14 protein-coding genes are annotated in these 19872 nt (G+C 64.5%); 11 read left to right on the top strand and 3 right to left on the bottom strand.

Going from position 1 to position 19872, the window contains the following annotated elements:
• The 7 genes from QZ540_RS05665 to mutM all read left to right on the top strand — a co-directional run.
• The coding region (locus tag QZ540_RS05665) for an ATP-dependent DNA helicase RecG (RefSeq protein WP_294628336.1) at window positions 1–2816 on the top strand (2816 nt) is incomplete at its 5' end.
• A gap of 110 nt (window positions 2817–2926) precedes the next feature.
• On the top strand, window positions 2927–3571 hold the full coding sequence (gene rsmD, locus QZ540_RS05660; protein WP_294628334.1) for a 16S rRNA (guanine(966)-N(2))-methyltransferase RsmD: 645 nt from the start codon (window positions 2927–2929) through the stop codon (window positions 3569–3571).
• A gap of 110 nt (window positions 3572–3681) precedes the next feature.
• Window positions 3682–4158, top strand: a complete 477-nt coding sequence (coaD, locus tag QZ540_RS05655) for a pantetheine-phosphate adenylyltransferase (protein WP_070605415.1) — start codon at window positions 3682–3684, stop codon at window positions 4156–4158.
• A 186-nt stretch (window positions 4159–4344) separates the two neighbouring features.
• A complete protein-coding gene (locus QZ540_RS05650) occupies window positions 4345–4953 on the top strand; it encodes a DUF177 domain-containing protein (RefSeq protein ID WP_363279941.1) in 609 nt (202 codons plus the stop codon).
• Between the two features lie 30 nt (window positions 4954–4983).
• Window positions 4984–5187 carry a 50S ribosomal protein L32 gene (rpmF, locus tag QZ540_RS05645; protein WP_005505656.1) on the top strand — a complete coding sequence of 68 codons (204 nt, stop codon included), beginning with the start codon at window positions 4984–4986 and terminating at the stop codon, window positions 5185–5187.
• Window positions 5188–5203: 16 nt separating this feature from the next.
• Window positions 5204–5893, top strand: a complete 690-nt coding sequence (gene rnc / locus QZ540_RS05640) for a ribonuclease III (protein WP_294628331.1) — start codon at window positions 5204–5206, stop codon at window positions 5891–5893.
• A 41-nt stretch (window positions 5894–5934) separates the two neighbouring features.
• Window positions 5935–6951 (top strand): bifunctional DNA-formamidopyrimidine glycosylase/DNA-(apurinic or apyrimidinic site) lyase, encoded by a 1017-nt coding sequence (gene mutM, locus QZ540_RS05635; protein ID WP_294628329.1) that lies wholly within the window; start codon window positions 5935–5937, stop codon window positions 6949–6951.
• A 184-nt stretch (window positions 6952–7135) separates the two neighbouring features.
• On the opposite strand, the gene QZ540_RS05630 is transcribed toward mutM, so the two are convergent.
• From QZ540_RS05630 to QZ540_RS05620, 3 genes are all read right to left on the bottom strand, one after another.
• On the bottom strand, window positions 7136–8377 hold the full coding sequence (locus QZ540_RS05630; RefSeq protein ID WP_294628340.1) for an NAD(P)-dependent oxidoreductase: 1242 nt from the start codon (window positions 8375–8377) through the stop codon (window positions 7136–7138).
• Between the two features lie 33 nt (window positions 8378–8410).
• Window positions 8411–11425, bottom strand: a complete 3015-nt coding sequence (locus QZ540_RS05625; RefSeq protein WP_294628327.1) for an alpha/beta fold hydrolase — start codon at window positions 11423–11425, stop codon at window positions 8411–8413.
• Window positions 11426–11510: 85 nt separating this feature from the next.
• Window positions 11511–12566 carry a 3-oxoacyl-ACP synthase III gene (locus QZ540_RS05620; protein WP_294628325.1) on the bottom strand — a complete coding sequence of 352 codons (1056 nt, stop codon included), beginning with the start codon at window positions 12564–12566 and terminating at the stop codon, window positions 11511–11513.
• 322 nt (window positions 12567–12888) lie between these two features.
• Between QZ540_RS05620 and QZ540_RS05615 the strand changes: the two genes are divergently transcribed.
• The 4 genes from QZ540_RS05615 (at window position 12889) to lgt (ending at window position 19726) form a co-directional block, all read left to right on the top strand.
• Window positions 12889–16209 carry a chromosome segregation SMC family protein gene (locus QZ540_RS05615; RefSeq protein WP_294628338.1) on the top strand — a complete coding sequence of 1107 codons (3321 nt, stop codon included), beginning with the start codon at window positions 12889–12891 and terminating at the stop codon, window positions 16207–16209.
• A 315-nt stretch (window positions 16210–16524) separates the two neighbouring features.
• The gene (trpB, locus tag QZ540_RS05610) at window positions 16525–17862 is read left to right on the top strand and encodes a tryptophan synthase subunit beta (RefSeq protein ID WP_294628323.1); all 1338 of its coding nucleotides are present in this window, start codon (window positions 16525–16527) and stop codon (window positions 17860–17862) included.
• Window positions 17862–18716, top strand: a complete 855-nt coding sequence (trpA, locus tag QZ540_RS05605; RefSeq protein WP_294628321.1) for a tryptophan synthase subunit alpha — start codon at window positions 17862–17864, stop codon at window positions 18714–18716. Before trpB ends, trpA begins: the two co-directional genes overlap by 1 nt.
• Window positions 18716–19726: a prolipoprotein diacylglyceryl transferase gene (gene lgt / locus QZ540_RS05600; RefSeq protein WP_294628319.1), complete on the top strand. Its 1011-nt coding sequence runs from the start codon at window positions 18716–18718 to the stop codon at window positions 19724–19726. Before trpA ends, lgt begins: the two co-directional genes overlap by 1 nt.
• The last annotated feature ends 146 nt before the right edge of the window (window positions 19727–19872 follow it).

The raw sequence follows: 19872 nt of genomic DNA, 5'->3' as shown, positions 1-19872 counted from the left end.
AGAAAGCTTCCACGAAGAAGACAGCTACTAAGAAAGCTACTACTCAGAAAGCTGCGGCTGAGAAGCCCACTGCAGCCTCCGCCTCAGCCGCCGCGGAGGCTAAGAGCCGTGCCCTGGCGCGTTACGCCTCCGAAGACCGCATCGAAAATGCGCCGCTCAAAAAGTACCTGCCCGCGCCCAGCGCCAAAGCAATCTCCACGCACCTGGGCCTGCATACCGTCGGGGAGATGCTCGAGTACTTCCCGCGCAAGTACCTGCCGCGCGGTGAGCTCAGCTCCTTTGCCGAGCTCGTCGAAGGTCAGGACGTCACCATCATTGCCCGCGTGGTGCACGTGAGTACCCGAACCATGGCGGCGCGCCGCGGCAAAATCACGGAAGTGACCATCACCGACCGGCTCTCCGACGCAACCGGGCAGGATGCACCCGCCGGTTTTGGTGCCGCTGGCTTCGGGGCTGGCGGTCCCGTATCCGTGGTGCCAGGGCGCGCTAACCACCCCGGCGCATCCGGCGTACCCGCGCAGACCTGGCAGGCAACCGGGATGCACAACCCGCGCATCAACGCGCTCGCTAACGCCACTCAGAACCCCGCCGCCCCGAACCCCGCCGCGCAGATTCCCACCCAGGGCTGGGGAGCCCAGCCCGCCTCCTATAGCGGCTACGCAGACAGCTACGGCCAGGATTCGTTCAGCCAGGATAGCTTCGCACAGGATAGCTTCGTGCAGGGAGGTCTCTTTGGCGTGCCCGCACCCAGCCCCGGCACGTCAGTCGGCGCGTCAGCCGGTGCGCTTATCGGCTCGCAGATGAAGCTCTCCTTCTTCAACGCCTGGACCGCCGCCCGCGAAATCCACGAGGGCGAAACCATGATGTTCTCCGGCAGGGTCGGCATCTACCGCGGCGAATACACCCTCACCAACCCGCACTACGCCCTGCTCTCGAAGGACGCCTCCGGTGCGGATGTCACTGACGCCGCCACCGCCCCCGTGCCCGTCTACCGTGCCCCCGTGAAGCTGCCCACCGACCGCATTAGCGGCTACATGGCGCAGCTACTCGAAAAGGTTCCGCTCAAAGAGCTCGAAGACCCGGTGCCGTACACGATTCGTCGCGCCCGCAAGGTGCCGTCGCTGGAGTGGACGTACCGCGCCCTGCACACCCCCGACTCGGAGGACACGTGGCGTGCCGCGCAGGCGCAGATGCGTTACCGCGAGGCGTTCGTGTTGCAGAGCGCGCTCGCCCGCCTGCATTCGGTGCGTGCCGCGCACCTGACCCAGCCGCGCCCCGCCGTGGAGGGCGGACTCGCCGATCAGCTGCTTCAGGTTCTGCCCTACGAGCTGACCGAGGGGCAGCAGAAGGTGGGTGCTGAGATTGCCGCCGACCTGTCGAGCGAATCGCCCATGAACCGCCTGCTGCAGGGCGATGTGGGTTCCGGTAAGACCGTGGTGGCTTTGCGCGCCATGCTGCAGGTTGCCGATGCGGGCGGCCAGTCCGCAATGCTCGCCCCGACCGAGGTGCTTGCCGAGCAGCATTTGCGTTCGGTGCTGGACATCCTGGGGGACATGGCCGCGCCCGAAGATACTGACGGTTCTGCCGAGGGAACTCCCGAGGAGGGCGGGGAAGAATCCGGTCGCGTGCGCGTGCGCTTGCTGACCGCCTCCATGGGTACCCGCGCTAAGCGCAAGGTACTGCAGGAGCTTGCCGACGGCACCGCCCAGATCGTGATTGGTACCCACGCCCTGCTCTCTGACGATGTGCGCTTCCACGACCTGGGCCTGGTCGTCGTGGATGAGCAGCACCGCTTCGGCGTGGAGCAACGCGACGGTCTGCGCGGTACCGACGGCGCCCTGCCGCACCGCCTGGTCATGACCGCAACGCCCATTCCGCGTACCGTCGCCATGACCGTGTTTGGCGACCTGGACGTGTCTGTGCTTGACACCCTGCCCGCGGGTCGACAGAAAATCTCGACCCACGTGGTGCCCCTCGCTGAGAAGCCCGCCTGGGCGTCCCGCCTGTGGAGGCGTGCCCGCGAAGAAATCGACGCGGGCCACCAGGTGTATGTTGTCGTACCCAAAATTGGGGAGGACGGCGACAGCCTGGAGGAAGGCGCGGCGTTCTTTGGCGCATCCAGCCTGAGCGGTGCCGGTGCGGGCAGTACTGCCCAGGGCTATTTCGGTCAGGGCGGTAGCGCCAGCAGCGACGGCAAGGTTCAGCTGACCTCCGTGGCCTCCATGTACGCCTACCTGAGCGCAGAGGACGCCCTCGTCGGCGTGCGCATCGGCACCCTGCACGGCCGCATGGACCCGGCAGAGAAGACCGCCGTCATGACCGCTTTTGAGCGCGGCGAAATTGACCTGCTCATCAGCACCACCGTCATTGAGGTGGGCGTGAACGTCCCGAACGCCACCCTCATGATCATCATGGATGCCGACCGCTTCGGCATCTCGGGCCTGCACCAGCTGCGCGGTCGTGTGGGCCGCGGCGGTTACGCGGGCACCTGCCTGCTCGTCACCCGCCAGGAGGAGGGCGGCGTGTCCCGCGAGCGCCTGGATGCGGTCGCCTCCACCACGGACGGCTTTGAGCTCTCCCGCATTGACCTGGCACAGCGCCGTGAGGGTGATATTCTGGGTGCTGCACAATCGGGCTCGAAGAGTACCCTGCGGTTCCTGCGGGCGCTCGCCGATGCCGACATTATTGAGCGTGCCCGCGAGGACGCCCGCTCGGTGGTTGAGAAGGACCCGACGCTGGCAAAGCATCCGTCGCTGGCGCGCACGATTGACCGCGCCCTGGACGCTGACCGTGAGGCGTTCCTCGGTAGGGGATAGGCGCCCGATAGGGGAGAACGCCCGCCTCTCGAACTGCCCGCGCATAAACGCGTATAAATAACAACTGCAACACACCACCTAGCTGTTTACTACTTCAGAGGAGAGACCCTATGAGCCGTATTATTTCCGGTGCCGCCGGAGGCGTTCGCCTTGCCTCGGTTCCGGGGGATAATACTCGCCCCACCACCGACCGGGTGAAGGAATCCCTCTTCTCCAAGCTGGAGAGCTACGACATTATTCGCGGCGCCCGCGTGCTGGACGCTTTCGGCGGCTCGGGTGCGCTCGGGTGCGAGGCGCTCTCCCGCGGTGCCGCCTCCGTGACTCTGCTGGATACCTACCCGAAGGCTGTTGCGGTGATTCGCAAGAACGTTGCCGCCGTGGAGAAAGCGATGGGTCGCACCGGCTCTAGCTCTACGCGCGTGCAGCAGTCGCAGGCGCTGACCTACGTGAAGTCCGCCTCCGGCCCGTGGGACCTGGTGTTTGTTGACCCGCCCTACGCCATGCCGAACGAGCAGGTCAGCGAGCTGATGGAGGCGCTGACCCCCAAGCTTGCCGAGGGCGCCGTGGTCGTGGTGGAGCGTTCTTCGCGCGACCCCGAGCCGGTGTGGGGCGAGGGCCTGTACTGTTTTTCGACGCGCCAGCACGGCGAGACGGTGCTCTACTATGTGGAGCCTGACGAAGCGGAGGAACAGGCGGGCGACGAGCCCGGCGCGAACCTTGAGCCCGGCGAGGACGCTGAAGAGCTCGCAGCCTAAGCCCGAGCTCGCGTAACCCTGCGCTCGCGTAACCCCCGCGAACTCAACCCCTCTAACCCTCCCGCATCTAGTCATTCCAACGTCCGATATTTATTCGTGAAGGGACCGCCATGATTGCCCTCTGCCCCGGATCTTTTGACCCCGTGCACCACGGCCACCTGGAGATTATTGCCCGCGCCGCTCAGCTCTTTGACGAGGTGATTGTGGGCGTGGCGCACAATAGCGCCAAGAAGTACCGCTTCTCGCTGGATGAGCGCGTGCAGCTGGTGCGTGAGTCCCTGCAGGAGCTCGGCATTGAGGGTGTGAGCGTAGAGCCGATTCCGCCGGGCGTGCTGCTTGCCGAGTACGCGGCGGAGCGTGGCGCGAAGGTGCTGGTGAAGGGTCTGCGTTCGGCGACGGACTACAGCTATGAGGCGCCAATGGCGAGCATGAACCGCCACCTGGCGCAGGTTGAGACGGTGTTTTTGGCGGGTGAGGACCGCTACGGTGCGGTGTCGTCCACGATTATTCGTGAGGTGGCTTCGCTGGGTGGTGACGTGACTCCCTTCGTGCCGGAGGCGGTCGCCCGCGCTCTGAAAAACGCCTAGTTAAGCCGGGTCTTGGGGCGTTAGAGAGCCTGCCCGCCCGGTGCACCCGCACCGCCGACAGGGAGCTTACCGCCCCTGTAGTAGCCCCGACCGGCTGTTAAGTGCCGCGCGGCGCCTCCTTAAGGGGATATTTAAGAGGTGAGCGCCACTTAACGAGATTTAAACGGTGCTTAATCTTGATTAACGGTGCGAATGACCCCTAAAATGGGACTTTGGTTTATACATTTCGTAAGGAGAAACGCCATTTCACGTACAGACGCATCGCCGCTGGTGGTATCGGTCACTAACCTGATTCACCGCCCCGGCACCATGGAAACTCTCACCGAGGTTCTGCCCGCACCGGCAGACCTGGGTAACACGCTCATCGGCGTGGAAGAGGGTTCGGATATTGACCTCGATATTCGTATGGAGTCTGTTGTTGATGGTATCCTAGTTACCGGCTCCGTCGTTGTGGATGTACACGGCGAGTGTAGCCTCTGCTTGGATCCGATTGATTACGAGATGTCGGCCAATATTCAAGAGCTTTTCGTCTTTGAGAAGGCCCCGGCTGGCGGCCCCGAAGATGAAGTAGATGAGCAGTACGCCGTTGAGGATGATTCGATCGACCTTGAACCGGCTCTGCGGGACGCAGTAATCCTTCAACTGCCGTTCCAGCCTGTTTGTAGGGACACCTGCCAGGGTCTGTGCGCCGATTGCGGTGCGCGCCTGGAGGATGACCCCGGGCATCATCACGAGGTGTTGGATCCGCGCTGGTCGGCCCTGCAGGGCCTGCTCGGCGCAGATACCGAAAACTAAATTGTTGTTACTAGAGATTGTGAGATAGCTGTGGCTGTTCCCAAGCGCAAGATGTCCCGCGCTAACACCCGCGCACGCCGTTCCCAGTGGAAGGCATCCGTGCCCCAGCTGGTTAAGACCGTTGAGAACGGTCGCGTGACCTACAGCCTGCCCCACCAGGCAAAGGTTGTAACCGACGCTGCAGGCAACGCCCTGTTCCTGGAGTACAAGGGCCGTAAGGTTGCAGACGCCTAAGAAGCGGTGAATCCTTATGACTGAATTTCCTAGTGTTGATACTAGGGAGTTGCGTAAACGTCTCGGGGTCGATATCGACGCCGAGACGTTTTTGCTATCCCTAACCCACCGTTCCTACGCCTTCGAGAACCCCGGAGTGGAGCATAACGAGCGCCTGGAGTTCCTGGGCGATTCGGTGCTTTCCCTGGCGATTGCTGAAGAAGTGTACCGACGCTACCCCGAGCTGCCCGAGGGTGAGCTCGTGAAGCTGCACCACGTGGTGGTGTCGACGGTGGCGTTGGCGAAGGTGGCACGCGACCTGGACCTGGGCAAGTACATCCTGCTCGGTAAGGGCGAGATTCACACCGGCGGCGCCGATAAGGACTCGATCCTTGCCGACACCATGGAGGCGATTTTCGGCCTGACCTACCTGGAGTGCGGTCGCGAGGCGGCTCGTGACCTGGTGCTACGCCTGATTGCGCCGCTGCTCGATGATGAGAAGGTCCTGAACTCTGGACGCGACTGGAAGACCGAGCTGCTGAACCTCGCCACCGCCCGCGGTTGGGGAGACGTGCGCTACGAGGTTACCGGCGAGGGCCCCGATCACGCGCGCGTGTACACTGCGGTCGCTATTGTGGCGAACCAGCAGACCGGTACCGGTGTGGGCCCGAGCAAGAAGGAGGCGGAGCGTCTTGCCGCTGAGCAGGCGTACCGCGTTCTGGTTTAGGCCCGCCGCATTACCCGCGGGCCGTTGAAGGGAGAGAACCCATGCCCGAACTGCCCGAAGTAGAAACCGTCCGTGCGGGTATTGCCGACCATTCGCTGAGCCGCCCCGTGCGGTCGGTGCGCGTGGTCGATGCCCGTTCGCTACGCAGGCACCTGCCCGGTCCCGCCCACTTCGAGGCGGCACTCACCGGCAGGGTGCTGCGCGGTGCCTACCGTCGCGGCAAGTATCTGTGGCTGACCCTAAGCGAGCCGGACGGCACGCTTGCCGATGAGGCACTCGTGGTGCATCTGGGCATGAGCGGTCAGCTGCTCGTGCGCGATGAGCCGGGTGAAGCTTCGGAGAGCGATTCGGCCAGCGAGGCGGAGGCTCGCGCGGCGTTTGATGCGGAGCCACGGCACCTACGCGTGGCGCTGGAACTGGGACCATCAGGAGCTACCAGCGGCGCGGCGGGTGCAGGTCAGCGGTTGCTCTTCGTGGATCAGCGCATTTTCGGCGGCATGTTCCTCAGCCCGCTTGTACCGGACGTACCCGCGGCGGCGGGTGAAGCATCGCTGGGCGAAGTACCCGAGCGCTTTCTGGTACCCGAGGCGGTCAAGCACATTGCCCGCGACCCGCTGGATGAGTTCTTCGACCCCGCGGCGGTGCGCCGCAAGTTCCTGCGCACCTCCAGCGGCATTAAGAAGGTGCTGCTGGATCAGTCGGTAATCTCCGGGGTGGGTAATATTTACGCTGACGAGGCGCTATGGCGTGCGCGGTTGCACTACGCGAAGCCCGCGCGCACCCTGAGCGCCGCGCAGACCCGCGAACTGCTGGAGGCGGTGACGGATGTGCTGCGCGAGTCCCTGGCGGCGGGTGGCACGAGCTTCGACGCCCTGTATGTGAACGTGCTGGGCGAATCGGGCTATTTCGAGCGCTCGCTGAACGCCTACGGGCGAGCGGGGGAGCCCTGCCACCGGTGCGCGGAGGCGGGCTGCACCTCCCTGATCGTGCGCGAGCCGTTCCAGAACCGTTCCTCCTACCGCTGCCCGCACTGCCAGCGGGCGCCGCGCTCTCGATAGGTATAGGCGCAGGCTAGATAAAAACTCCGTAAAGCATCACGCTAGATAGACGATCCGGCGCAAAAATGACGGCGTAGCTACGTTCCTCCCATACGGGGGATGTAGCTACGCCGTCATTCGTTTAAAGCTGGGATAGGAAAGGGCTGGGGGAGCCGGTCCGAAAAGAAGCAGCTAGCGGCTGTACCTATCGCCTGTACTTATCGCCGTAGAACAGGCCCAGGCGCTCGTAGCCTTCCTCAATCGACACGGAGGGCTCCCACTGCAGAAGCTCGCGAGTGCGGCGCTGATCAAACCAGTGCGCGGTCGACAGCTGCTCGGCGAGGAACTCCGTCATCGGCGGCTCATCACCGGCGGTTACGTTCTTCGGCAGACGCTCCCAGACGCGCTCAATGACCTTACCCGCCAGAGCCGCAACCTTCGCCGGAACCGAGAAACGCGGGGCGGGAACGCCCACCGCCTCACAGAAACCACCCAGTAGTTCAGCGATAGTGCGCGGCTGACCGTTCGTCACCACCAGCGCCCGGCCCGCAAAAGCGTCGAGGCGCTGATAGCCGCGCACCACGGCATCCGCGGCGTTATCAATGTAGAGCGTGTCAATCAGGCCCGTACCGCCAGAGAGCAGCGGCAGACGGCCCGCGGCGGAACGCTCCAGAATACGCTCGACCAGCTGGGTATCGCCCGGACCCCACATCAGGTGAGGACGCAACGCACCCACGCGCAAAACCCCGCCACCGGGCAGGGCAGTGCCGTTCGCCTCCAGGGCAAGGAGCTCGGCGGCGGCCTTCGAACGGGCGTAGTTGCCGCGCGCATGCTCCGGGGACGCCACGCCGGCACCGTCACCCACAATCGCCGCACCGGCATGAGCCACCGACGGCGAGGAAATGTACAGGAACGAACCCACCGAGTGATTCAGCGCCGCCTGCAGCAGAGTGCGGGTGCCCTTAATATTGATGCGCTCATAATCAGCCCACTCGCCGCTGACCGAAACCTTCGCCGCGGCATGCACCACGCCGTTCACGCCGGTCATCGCCAAATCAACAGCCTGCGCGTTCGTAATATCGCCGCGCACCTGCTCAAAACGCGGGCGCACCGAATCCGGCAGCAGAGCCGCAATACCCGAATCGCCACGCTGAAAAACGCGCACATCATAGCCCGCACGCAGCAACGCCAGCACGCTCTCACGACCGAGCAGACCGCTCGCACCGGTAAAGAGGATGCGCTCGCCAATACGCGGCGCGAAATCGGGCTCCTCAATCGGGCGCAGCGAACGCGGGGCGGGGTCGGTGTAGCGCGCTGCCAGCGGCTGCGCAGGCTTGCGGAACCGAGCCGTCGGGGAGGTCACCGCATGCGCAGTCGACAGACGGGACGCGGGCAGACGGGATGCATGCTCGTGGGAAGAGGACTCACGCGAAGAATGAGGGGACATCATACTCCTTAGACTTAGAGATCCGGCAGGCGCTTACGCACCCGCAAGGACCTTCGACGCCCACTCACCCAGGGCGGGGCGGTCAATCTTCGAATTGTGGCGAATATCGGTCGGATGCTCGTGCACCACCAGCACGGCGGCAAGCTCCACGCCGGTATCATCGGCAACCTTCTGACGCACCAGCTGGGACAGCTCGAAGGGAGCCACACCCTCCGCAATGGGGAAGCGGCCGGGCACGCGATCGAGCAGGGCACGCTTGAACGCGGATGCTGACTGGCGCGCCTCCAAAGCGGCGGTGTTCGCGGCGGCCTCGATGACCAGCACCGGGGCGGCGGTACCGGCAGGACCCACCGCGACCAGGGCGGCGCGGCGCACCTCGGGCAGCGACTCGGCGGACTGCTCGGCAGCCACCGGAGTCAGCACGCCCTGCGAAGTCAGCAGCACGTGGGCGAGGCGACCCTCAACCCACAGGCGACCCGAAGCATCCAGGTGCCCGACGTCACCGGTATGATGCCAACCCGGAGTGCTAATGGACTGCTCCTCGGTGACCCACAGGGTGTCGTAGCGGTCCTTCACATGCGGTGCCGACACCAGAATCTCGCCGGTCACACCCGGCTCATGGGTCAGCTCATCCGCCACCGAACCGTCCTGCAGTAGCGGCGCAATAGCCACCGCCGCGCCGTACACCGCGAAACCAACGCACACGCCGTCGCGGGCGAAGGGGTCAAGCACCTCACCGGCAGCATTCGGGGTGCCCTCGGCAATCGCCTGGCGAATCATCTCGAAGGACACATCGGTCACCGGCAGGCCCTCGGTCATGCCGTACGGGGTATGCAGGGAGGCGTTCGGCACCAGGGCAGAGAGCGCCTCCAGCAGGGGAACGGGAATCGGTGCGCCAGCGCTCAGAACCGTCTGAACCTTAGCCAACGCCGCACGCTGCTCGCCGCTCAGTTCGTCGGCGGTCGCTACCACATTCACCAGGGCGGCGGGGGACGCGAACACGACCGAGGCATCAATAGCCGCCGCAGCCGAGGCCAAAGCAGAAGCCGTCAGGGTCTTCGGGCGGGTCACATCCATCGTCGGGGTCACGCTGGTAGCACCCAGCGCCGGACCCAACAGGGCAAACGGCGCAAAGCCAGCAACCAGACCGCTACCGGGCGCAAAACCGTACGTATTCGCAATGGCATCACGCATACCCGCCAGCTGGCGCTGCGTGTACACCACGCCCTTCGCCGGGCCGGTCGAACCGGAAGTGTACAGCACCGCCGCATCGGCATCCGGCACGGGGGAGGGGAATTCCACCACGGTCGGGGTGGGCACCGGCGCACCCGGAGTGCCATCGGCGGCGGTCGCGGTAAACACCGAACCGGCAACGCCCAGCAGCTTCTCCTGCACCGAACCCAGCGGCTCCACAGAAATACGCACGCCAGGCCACAGCAGGGTACGGGCGGCACTGAGTGCGGCGGGAATACCCACCAGGAAGCTCGGGTTAGCGCCCTTCAGCGCGCGAGTCAGACCCGGCAGGCCCAGACCGGTATCAGCCACCACAATGACCGCGCCCAGCTTCATGCACGCGTAAATCAGGGTGGTCAGGCGGGCACCCGGAGGCACCATCAGGTTCACACGGTCGCCCGGGCGCACGCCCAGGGCGTGCAGGCGGGTCGCGGCGGCGTTGACCTGCTGGTTCAGCTCAGCCCAGGTCAGGGTCACGGACACGGAGGTGCCGTCACCCTTGGGGTCCATGTCCACCACGGCTACGGAGGTGTCGTTGGCGCGTTCGGTAAGGGCTACGAGCATGGGGCGGAATGCCGCGGGAACGGTACCCTCAGCGGCGGTGCCCTCAGCGCCCTCAGCAGCGGCACTCTCGCCTGTAACCAGACCGTGGCGGCGCGCGCGGGCGGCACGATGCTCCGCCTCAGCGTTGTGCGGGGGCACCAGAGCGCCATCCTCCCTTGTGCCGAAGGTCTGCGCAAGCCACGAAATCATGGGGGTGGCAATGTCGTAATCCTCAATGACCAGGTGCGACGCCTTCTCGTAGCGGTGCACCTTTGCCTGCGGCATGCGCTCCATCAGGTCGAACAGGTAGCGGCGCTGGAACACCGGATCCTTCGTACCCCACTGGAAGAACGCGGGCACATCCAGGCCGCGAATCTGCTCGGCAATACGCTGCATGGGCGCATAGGAGGGAACATCGGCACCGGTGGGAATATCACCCACAAAATTACGCACACCCTCACGCCACGCCGAATGAGCGTACGGCGCACGGTAGGTGCGGTAAATCGCCTCGTTCAGCGGGCTCGGGTACAGGCGCTTGGGCTGCTTGCCCACCGGCTGCGGCAGGGCACCATCAAGCGCGCCAGCACCGGCAGAACCCGGTGCGGGCAGGCGACCCTCGTTCTGAGCCAGGCCCAGGGTTACATCAATAAACGCGGTCGAATCGTGAGTACCCCACTCGTGCACACCCAACGCCAGGCGCAGGGCGGCGGGGATATTCTCAATGCCGTCATGGTAGACCGCGGTGTTCGTCAGCATCACGCCCGAAAGAATCTCGCGGTGCTCCAGCGCCCAACCGAAGGACACCAAGCCACCCCAGTCGTGGGCGAGGGTCACGAGCGGCTTGTCGGTCTCATCCAGACCGAGCGCCTTCGTGAAGTCCCCCAGGTCAGCGATGCGGTCCTCCAAGCTACGGCGCTCGCCCTCCAAATCCAGGTGGGTGCGCTCCGAATAGCCCATATCAATCTGATCAACCGCCACCACACGCCACGGGGCGCGCTCATTCACGCCCGCATCCAGCACGGTACGCCACAGGTACGACCAGGTCGGGTTACCGTGCACGCACAGAATCGTGCCAATCGGCTCCAAACCCTGCTCGACCAGCACCGGAAGGTTATCCAGGTAGTGCCAGCGGCGCGCGCCAGCCTGCTGCGCCCGCAACTCAATGGGGGCGGTGGTGGGCACCTCCAGAAGGTGGGAGTAGCGCGGGTTCACGCCCGCCCATTCCTCCGGGTTATACGGCGGCTGGGTCTTAGGGAAGTTCAAATGGCGCATGCTGGGGGAATCCTTCCGGATCGAATCGGTGAATGTCTACCGCAAAAGCTAACGGGTTACCTGCTAAAGGTTGCTGGCTACCGGGTTACCACTGAATCTCAAGCAGGGCAGTGTTCAGGCCAGAACCCACACCCATGCACAGAATGCGGTCGCCGCTCTTATAGGTCGGCGCGCACTCGGCGAGAGTCATCGGCAGAGCCGCCGCAGCCACATTGCCCCACTTCGGGAAGGTCATGGGGATGCGCTCACGCTCAATACCGACCGCCTCAATAATGGCGTTCGTGTGGGCGTTAGAAATCTGGTGGGTCACGTAGGAAGTCATGTTGTTCCACTCCCAGCCGTCCTGATGCGCCTGCTCCCACGCCTGCGCCACCAGCTCCAGGCCGTGCTTGAGCAGACCCTCGGCGTCAGTGTTCATACCCTGGTCAGCCTCGCCACCAATGCAGAGGTTACGGTGCTCGGTACCCGCGCGGGACACCGAACCGACGATGCGGTGACCCTCCGGGTGGCGGTCAGCACGACCAATCACGGCCGCCGCCGCACCCGAACCGAGGGTCAGGGTCGCGAACTGAGCCAGCACGTCCTCGCGGGTCGAGTCGGGGCTGTTCAGAATACGCACCGCGGTACGGTGCCACGGGGAGGGGTCCTCACCGGCGACGATGAGGGCGTAGTCGATAGCGCCCGCATCAATCATGGTGGAGGCGACGGTCATCGCGTTCACGAAGCCCAGGCAGGCGTTCGTAATGTCAAAGTTCAGGGCGTGACGCGGCAGATCCAGGCGGTCGTGCACACCCACAGACACGGCGGGCTCAAAGTTATCGCGAGTCACCGAAGCGTTAATCAGCAGGCCAATCTGGGAACGGTCAATACCCGCCTGCTCGATAGCCTTCTCAGCTGCGGCAACCACGCCGTCCTCGAAGGTCTGGCCCTCAGCCCAACCGCGGCGAGTGCTAATACCGGCGAGACGCTCCAGCAGGCCCTTCGGCATGCGCAGACGCTTATAGGTTTGGGCCAGCTGCTCATCAAAGTAGTCGCTGGTGACGACCTCCGGAGGCAGCTCATGGGTGATGGACAGCAGAGCTGCATTAGCGTGGCGAATGTCAGAGTTCGTGCCGACCTTATCGGCGGGTGCATTCAACAATGGTGTGGCCCTTGAAAATAGAAGTCAGTGGGATACATAGAAAAACCGCGGGGATGCGAACAGCGGCCCCGCAGAATTCGTGATGCTCATTCCAATCTACCGCACCGGTCGGATGAATCCGTATCCATAGACCCAATATGAACGCCCCCGTTCACCCCGCGCGTAAGATGATGCACAATGAGGAACTTTGAACCCCCTTCACTCCGTGCACGTTCACGCCGCCCGCCCGCCGCACCGCGTACACTAGAGGGATGCCGCCACGCACCACAGAACGTGCCCGGCACACACCAGTTCTTCTGCAGAAAGGCCCCTTGTGCACCTGATGTCGCTGACCCTGCGCGGGTTCAAGTCTTTCGCCTCCGCAACTACTTTCGAGTTCACCCCCGGCATTAACGCCGTGGTCGGCCCCAACGGCTCCGGCAAGTCCAATGTGCTGGATGCGCTCGCGTGGGTTATGGGCGAGCAGGGCGCGAAGAGTCTGCGCGGCGGCAGCATGAAGGACGTCATCTTCGCGGGCTCCGGCGAGGCTGGTTCGGGCGACAGCGCCCAGCGTGCGCCCCTGGGTCGCGCCAAGGTCACTCTGACTTTCGATAATTCTGACGGCACCCTCAGCATTCCCGCTGATCGGGTGCAGATTTCGCGCACCATGTTCCGCTCCGGCGGCAGCGAGTACGAGATTAACGGCTCCCCAGCGCGCCTATCCGATATTCAAGACCTGCTCTCTGAGGCGGGCCTGGGTCAGCAGATGCACGTGCTCGTCGGCCAGGGTCAACTGGACGCGGTCCTGCACGCCACCGCGCAGCAGCGCCGCGACATGATTGAGCAGGCGGCGGGCGTGGTCAAGTATCGTCGCCGCCAGGAGAAGACCAGCCGCAAGCTCGAGTCTGTGGCGTCGAATCTGACGCGCCTGAGCGACCTGGTTGCCGAGCTGGATTCGCAGCTGCAGCCGCTGAGCGAGCAGGCAGAATCCGCCGCGACCGCGGGCCAGCTGCAGGCGCGCATCCGCCAGTTGGAGGCGGTACTTTTGGCTCGTCAGCTGGGTGTTCTGCAGGCGGAGCAGGCGCAGGCGCTCGCCTCCGAGGCGGAGGGTACCCGACGCGCCGAAACCCTGAAAGAACAGCTGGAGTCGGCCCGTGCCGCATCCGCTAAGCATCAGCAGGAGCAGAACCGCCTGAATGCCGAGGTCACCGCCTGCCAGAAGGCCGTGTCGATCCTGCGCGAGTCCGCCGCGCGCGTGCGCACCGTGCAGTCCATCGCCGCCGAGCGTGTGCGCACCTACCGCGTGGAACTGACCGAGGCGACCGCCGCCGCCCGCGCCGGCTACGAACGCGCCCTGGAACTGCTGGAGGAGCGCCGCGAAGAGGCAGAGCGCGCGGTGGAAAGCTACGCCAGCTTTGAGGAGCGCTACGATGCGGCGCTGAAGAACGTTGAGAAGGCGGCAGGCGAGGTCGCGCAGACCGAGCGCGCTTCGGGTGAGGCTGCGCAGTCTCGTGCCCGCGCGCAGGCCCGGCTGGATGCCGCCCGCGCCGCGGCGGTGGAGGCGACCCGCGCCTACGCGGCGGCGGCTGAGCGTGCCGCAACCCTGCGTGAGGCGCTGGGACAGAGCCTGGGGGAGGCGCCCGCCGAGCCCGGTGCTGATCCTGCGGAGGCGGTTTTCGACCCCGAAACCGGCGAGCTCGTGGAGGCTCCCTCCGAGGCAGAGGGCACGAGCCTGTTGCGCGTGCTGGATGCCGTGCAGATTGACCCCGAGTACGCCCGTGCCGCATCTGCGGCGCTGACCTCGCTGGCGACCGCTGCGTTGAGTGTGCCGGTTGAGGACGCCGAGGTGTCGCAGCTGCGCGGTGGTAAGGGGGATGAAAGCGGCGAATCTGCCGCGAAGGAACTTTCAACAGAACTGCCTGAAACCACCCTGCCCGAATCCTGCGCCACTGAACTGCGCGAGCTGGGTATCCGCCCCGCAACCGAGATCATTGAACCGCTCAGCGAGGACGCCGCCGCGCTCGCCGGTATTGACGAGCACGCCCTGGCGCGCGTCACCGCGGCGCTGGGTGAGCGTCTGGCGGGCGTGCTGTTCGCGCCGGATGCCGCCTCCGCAGAGGCTGCCCTGCGCCTGCTCACCGACCACAAAACCGCAGGTCAGAACACTATCTGGCGTATTTTTGACCCCGCGGGCACCGAGCACACCCGCTACAGCCTGCTCTACCCGGCTGAGGGCGCCAGCCCCCTGGAACTCGCCGCCGCCTACCGTGCCGCATCCCAGGTCGTGACCCGCACCCGCGCCGAACTGGACGAAGCCGAGCATGCGGTTCAGCAGGCGCAGACCGCGGCAGAGGCGGCAGTCGAGGCCGAACGCGAGGCAGCGAAGGCGGCGGGCGTGGCGAGCGCCGAGCATGCCCGCGCCCGCGCCCAGGCGGAGTCCCTGGAAGCATCTGCGCAGAACATCCAGGCTGAGCGCGCCCGCCTGAACGAGCGCCTCACCGCCGCGGAGGAATCCGTGGCGCAGGCGCGCGTCGCCTACGAATCGGCGCGCACCCGCGAGGATTCCTACCTGGCGGGCACGGGGGAGCAGGCACCGGCGGCAAAGATTGAGCGCCGCGCCCAGCGTCTGGGTGAGGTTCTTGCCGAGCAGGTGAGCGAGCGCGAGCAGCAGTTGCACGAGCTGAGCACCGCCCTGAAGAACGCCCAGGAGGGCCTGACCAGCACGAACGATGAGGTGCAGGATCTGCAGGCGGCGCACGCGGCGGCACTGACCCTGCTGGCACGCACCCAGACGGAGGCGGCGCGCGTGCAGGAGCGCGTGCAGGCGCTGGCTGAGCGCGCCCGCCTGGTGACCGGTTTGACCCTGGAGCAGCTGGAGGAGGAGTACTCCGAGCAGCTGCCGGTTGACGTGCCCGCAGACGAGGCTTCCGAAAACGCCGCCTCCGAAAACGACGCTTCCGAAAACACTGCTACCGAAACGGCATCAGAGACCGCCGAAGCCTCCACCGAGAACGTCCGCGCTCGCCTCAAGGCGACCCGCGCCGAACTGGAGGCGCTGGGCGCCATTAACCCGCTGGCGCTGGAGGAGTACGAGGCGCTGTCCGAACGCCACGCCTACCTGAACCAGCAGATTGAGGATTTGAAGGCGACCCGCCGCGACCTGAACACGGTCATGGACGAGGTCAGCAGCCACATTGCGGAGGTGTTCACCGCCGCAATGGAGGACATCAACACCCACTACCGCCGCATCTTTGAAACCCTGTTCCCGGGAGGCGAGGGCCACCTTGAGCTGGACGACCCGTCCGATCCGCTGAATTCGGGTGTGGAGATTCACGCGCGCCCGGCGGGTAAGAAGGTTAAGCGCCTGTCGTTGCTGTCTGGCGGTGAGCGTTCGCTCGCTTCGCTGGCGCTGTTGATTGCGATTTATATGTCTCGCCCGTCGCCGTTCTACGCCCTGGATGAGGTTGAGGCGGCGCTGGATGACCGCAACCTCTCTCGCCTGCTGCAGGTGATTGGTGAGCTGGGGGAGCGTTCGCAGCTGATTGTGGTGACGCATCAGAAGCGCACGATGCAGATTGCGGAGACCCTGTACGGGGTGTCGATGCGCGGTGGCGTGTCGACGGTGCTTTCTCAGCAGATGGAGGAGCTGCGCGAGCTGCTGTAGCTCGCCGCGCCCGCATCCTGGAACCGCCTCGCTCGTGTGCCCCCGCCTCGCCGCGCCTTCACAGCATCTAAACCTTCCTAAGCGAGCCCCCTATACCGCGAGCGCCCGCATCCTGGCGAACGTCACATGTCCTAGGAATGGTCATGCGCACCTCAAGGTATTGTTCACTGCCCGCGCCCGGGTACTATAGGGGGATATGCGTGAACACCTCCCGCCCTATCCGCGGTTGGCGTGGTGTTTCGTTGTGATCAGGCCTGATGCCCCGCCCTACCCGCGGTGCGCGTCCGGCGGCAACCATCCAGGGAAGGAATAGTGATGAGCGAGAACCTGGCAGAAGCTTTCCTCAACGGTGAGTCGTTGAAGAATGCCCCCGGCCCCTATTTTGGTGAGTACGGCGGGCGGTGGATGCCCGAGTCGCTGATTGCCGCCATGGATGAGCTGGAGGCGACCTTCAACGAGGCGAAGAACGACCCCGAGTTCATTGCCGAGTTCCAGCGTCTTTCCGCTGAGTATTCGAACCGTCCGTCGCTGTTGACTGAGGTTCCGAAGTTCTCTGAGCATGCTGGTGCGCGTGTGTTCCTTAAGCGTGAGGACCTGAACCACACCGGTAGCCACAAGATTAATAACGTGCTGGGTCAGGCTCTGCTGGCTAAGCGCATGGGTAAGACCCGTCTGATTGCTGAGACTGGTGCGGGTCAGCACGGTGTTGCGACTGCGACTGCTGCAGCCCTGTTCGGCATGGAGTGCGTGGTCTACATGGGCGAGGAAGACACTGAGCGTCAGTCGCTGAACGTGGCTCGTATGCAGCTGCTGGGCGCGAAGGTGATTGCGGTTCAGAACGGTTCCCGCACCCTGAAGGACGCCATTAATGAGGCGCTACGCGATTGGGTTGCGAACGTTGAGAACACCCACTACCTGCTGGGTACTGCCGCCGGTGCGCACCCGTTCCCGGCGATGGTGCGTTTCTTCCACGACGCTATCGGTGCGGAGGCACGCGAGCAGATTCTGGCTGAGACCGGCCGCCTGCCCGACGGTATTGCTGCCTGCGTGGGTGGCGGTTCGAACGCGATTGGTCTGTTCCACGCGTTCTTGGACGATTCTTCGGTTGAGATTTACGGTTTTGAGGCTGGCGGCGACGGTGTGGATACCGGTCGTCACGCGGCAACCATTACTCTGGGCCGCCCGGGCATGCTGCACGGCGCGATGACCTACCTGATGCAGGATGAGGACGGCCAGACCATTGAGTCCCACTCGATTTCTGCTGGTCTGGATTACCCGGGCGTGGGTCCGGAGCACTCCTACCTGTCTGATATTGGTCGCGTGACCTACGAGCCGGTGACCGATACCGAGGCGATGGACGCGCTGAGCCTGCTCTGCCGTACCGAGGGCATTATCCCGGCGATTGAGTCCTCGCACGCCTTGGCGGGTGCGCTGCGCGTGTGCCAGCGTTGGGCTGCTGAGGATCCGGAGGCGGCACGCGAGAAGACCATGATTGTGTGCCTGTCGGGTCGTGGCGATAAGGACATGGAGACCGCTCTGAAGTGGTTCGGCCTGGGTAAGGCGATTCCGTCCTCGACCCTGATGACCGGTAATAAGGAAGCTACCGCATCCGCTGCTGCAGAGAACGCACAGGCTGAAAGTGAGGCTAAGTAATGAGCTACCAGGACGCTATTTCTCAGGCGGCACCGTTTGAGGTGCTGGATGGCACTTTCCCGGCTGCTAACCCCGATTCGCCGCTGGCGGCTCGTCTGGCTGAGTGCGAGAAGCAGGGCCGTGCGGCGCTGATTGGCTACCTGCCGGTGGGCTTCCCGACCCTGGACGAGTCGATTGACGCGGCGATTGCCCTGGGCAATAACGGCGCGGACATTATCGAGCTGGGCGTTCCCTATTCTGATCCGGTCATGGACGGCCCTGTGATTCAGAAGGCGACCGGCGTGGCGCTGGAGAACGGCTTTAAGCTGTCTCAGCTGTTTGAGGCGGTTCGCCGCATCACCGAGGCTACCGATGCGGTGGTCGTCGTGATGACTTACTGGAACCCGGTGCTGGCGTACGGCGTGAAGAACTTTGCGCGTGACCTGGCGGCTGCCGGTGGCGCGGGCATGATTACCCCGGACCTGGTGCCCGACGAGGCATCGGCATGGTTTGAGGCGTCGAACGAGTACGGTCTGGATCGTATTTTCCTTGCCGCGCTGTCTTCGTCGCCGGAGCGCCTGGCGACCATTGCGAAGGCGTCGAGCGGTTTCGTGTACGCCGTGTCGGTCATGGGCGTGACCGGTGCCCGCACCTCCGTGTCGGAGGCGGCACGCACCCTGGTTGCGGACATTAAGGCTGCCGGTGCGCCTCGTGCCTGCGTGGGCCTGGGGGTTTCGACTCGTGCCCACGTTGAGGAGATCGGCGAGTACGCGGACGGCGTGATTGTCGGTACCGCACTGGTGAAGGCTTTGGCTTCTGGCGGTGTTGAGGCGGTGGCTAAGCTGACCCGTGAGCTGGCGGGGCGTGAAGGCTAATGTCTGTTCTGCTGTCGCTGGCGAGCACGCCGGTAGCTAACGTGCTGGCTTCGATTCCCTCTCCGAGCGTTTCGTATCTGCAGCTGGGCCCGTTCCGCGTGCATTTCTATGCCCTGTGTATTTTGGCGGGTATGGCGGTGTGCTTGTGGTTGGGTTCTCGCCGTTGGAAGGCGGCGGGCGGTACCCCTGAGCGCGTGTTTGACGTGGCGATGTGGGCTATCCCGGCGGGCATTGTTGGTGCCCGCGCCTACCACGTGCTGATTACCGACCCGGGTAGCTATTTCGGCCCGAATGTTGCCGATCCGTGGGCTTTCCTGAAGATTTGGGAGGGCGGCATCGGCATCATGGGTGCCGTGTCGGTTGGTGCGTTGGGTGCCTGGTATGGTTGCCGCCGCTACGGCATGAATTTCCCGGCATTCGCGGATGCGGTAGCGCCCGGTATTCTGCTGGCTCAGGCGTTTGGCCGCTGGGGTAACTGGTTCAACCAGGAGCTGTTCGGCAAGCCGACGACTCTGCCGTGGGGCCTGGAGATTAGCACTTCGAGCGGTAATTTCCCGTCGCAGTATCCGGCGGGTACGCTGTTCCATCCGACGTTCCTGTACGAGTCGCTGTGGAACCTGCTGGGTGTGGCGCTACTGCTGTGGCTGGGCAAGAAGGGCGTGCTGAAGCTGGGCCAGACCCTGTGGCTGTACGTGTTCTACTACGGTGTGGGTCGCCTCTTCATTGAGATGTTCCTGCGTATCGACACCTCGGAGATGCTCTGGGGCGTTCGTATTCACGTGTGGACGGCGCTGATTTTGGTTCTGCTGGGTGCCGCTGGTTTTGTGGTGGCTGGTCGTCGCGCTGCGGCGAAGGCTGCCGCGGGTATTGAGCCGGCTCCTGCAGAGTTCGCTCCGAAGACTGCCGCAGCTGAGACTGCAGAGGACGCTGACGAGAAGGCATCCGAGAAGGCTGAATCTTCTGAAGACTCTGATTCTTCCGAAGCTGAGTCTTCAACTAAGAGCTCCTAGCTCAACCTCAATTTGATAGAAAAACCGCCGGATGGGGAGCGCCCCGTCCGGTGGTTTTTTGTGCCCGCTATTTGTGCTCGCTGTCTGTTTCTTGCTGGTGGATGTTCTCATGGTGGCATGTGCCGGGACCCTGCGTGGATTTGGGC

The sequence above is a fragment of the uncultured Rothia sp. genome (assembly GCF_916049665.1).
Lineage (GTDB): Bacteria > Actinomycetota > Actinomycetes > Actinomycetales > Micrococcaceae > Rothia.
The sequence above is the reverse complement of the archived record's forward strand: the minus strand, read 5'-3'. Positions and strand labels throughout refer to the sequence as shown.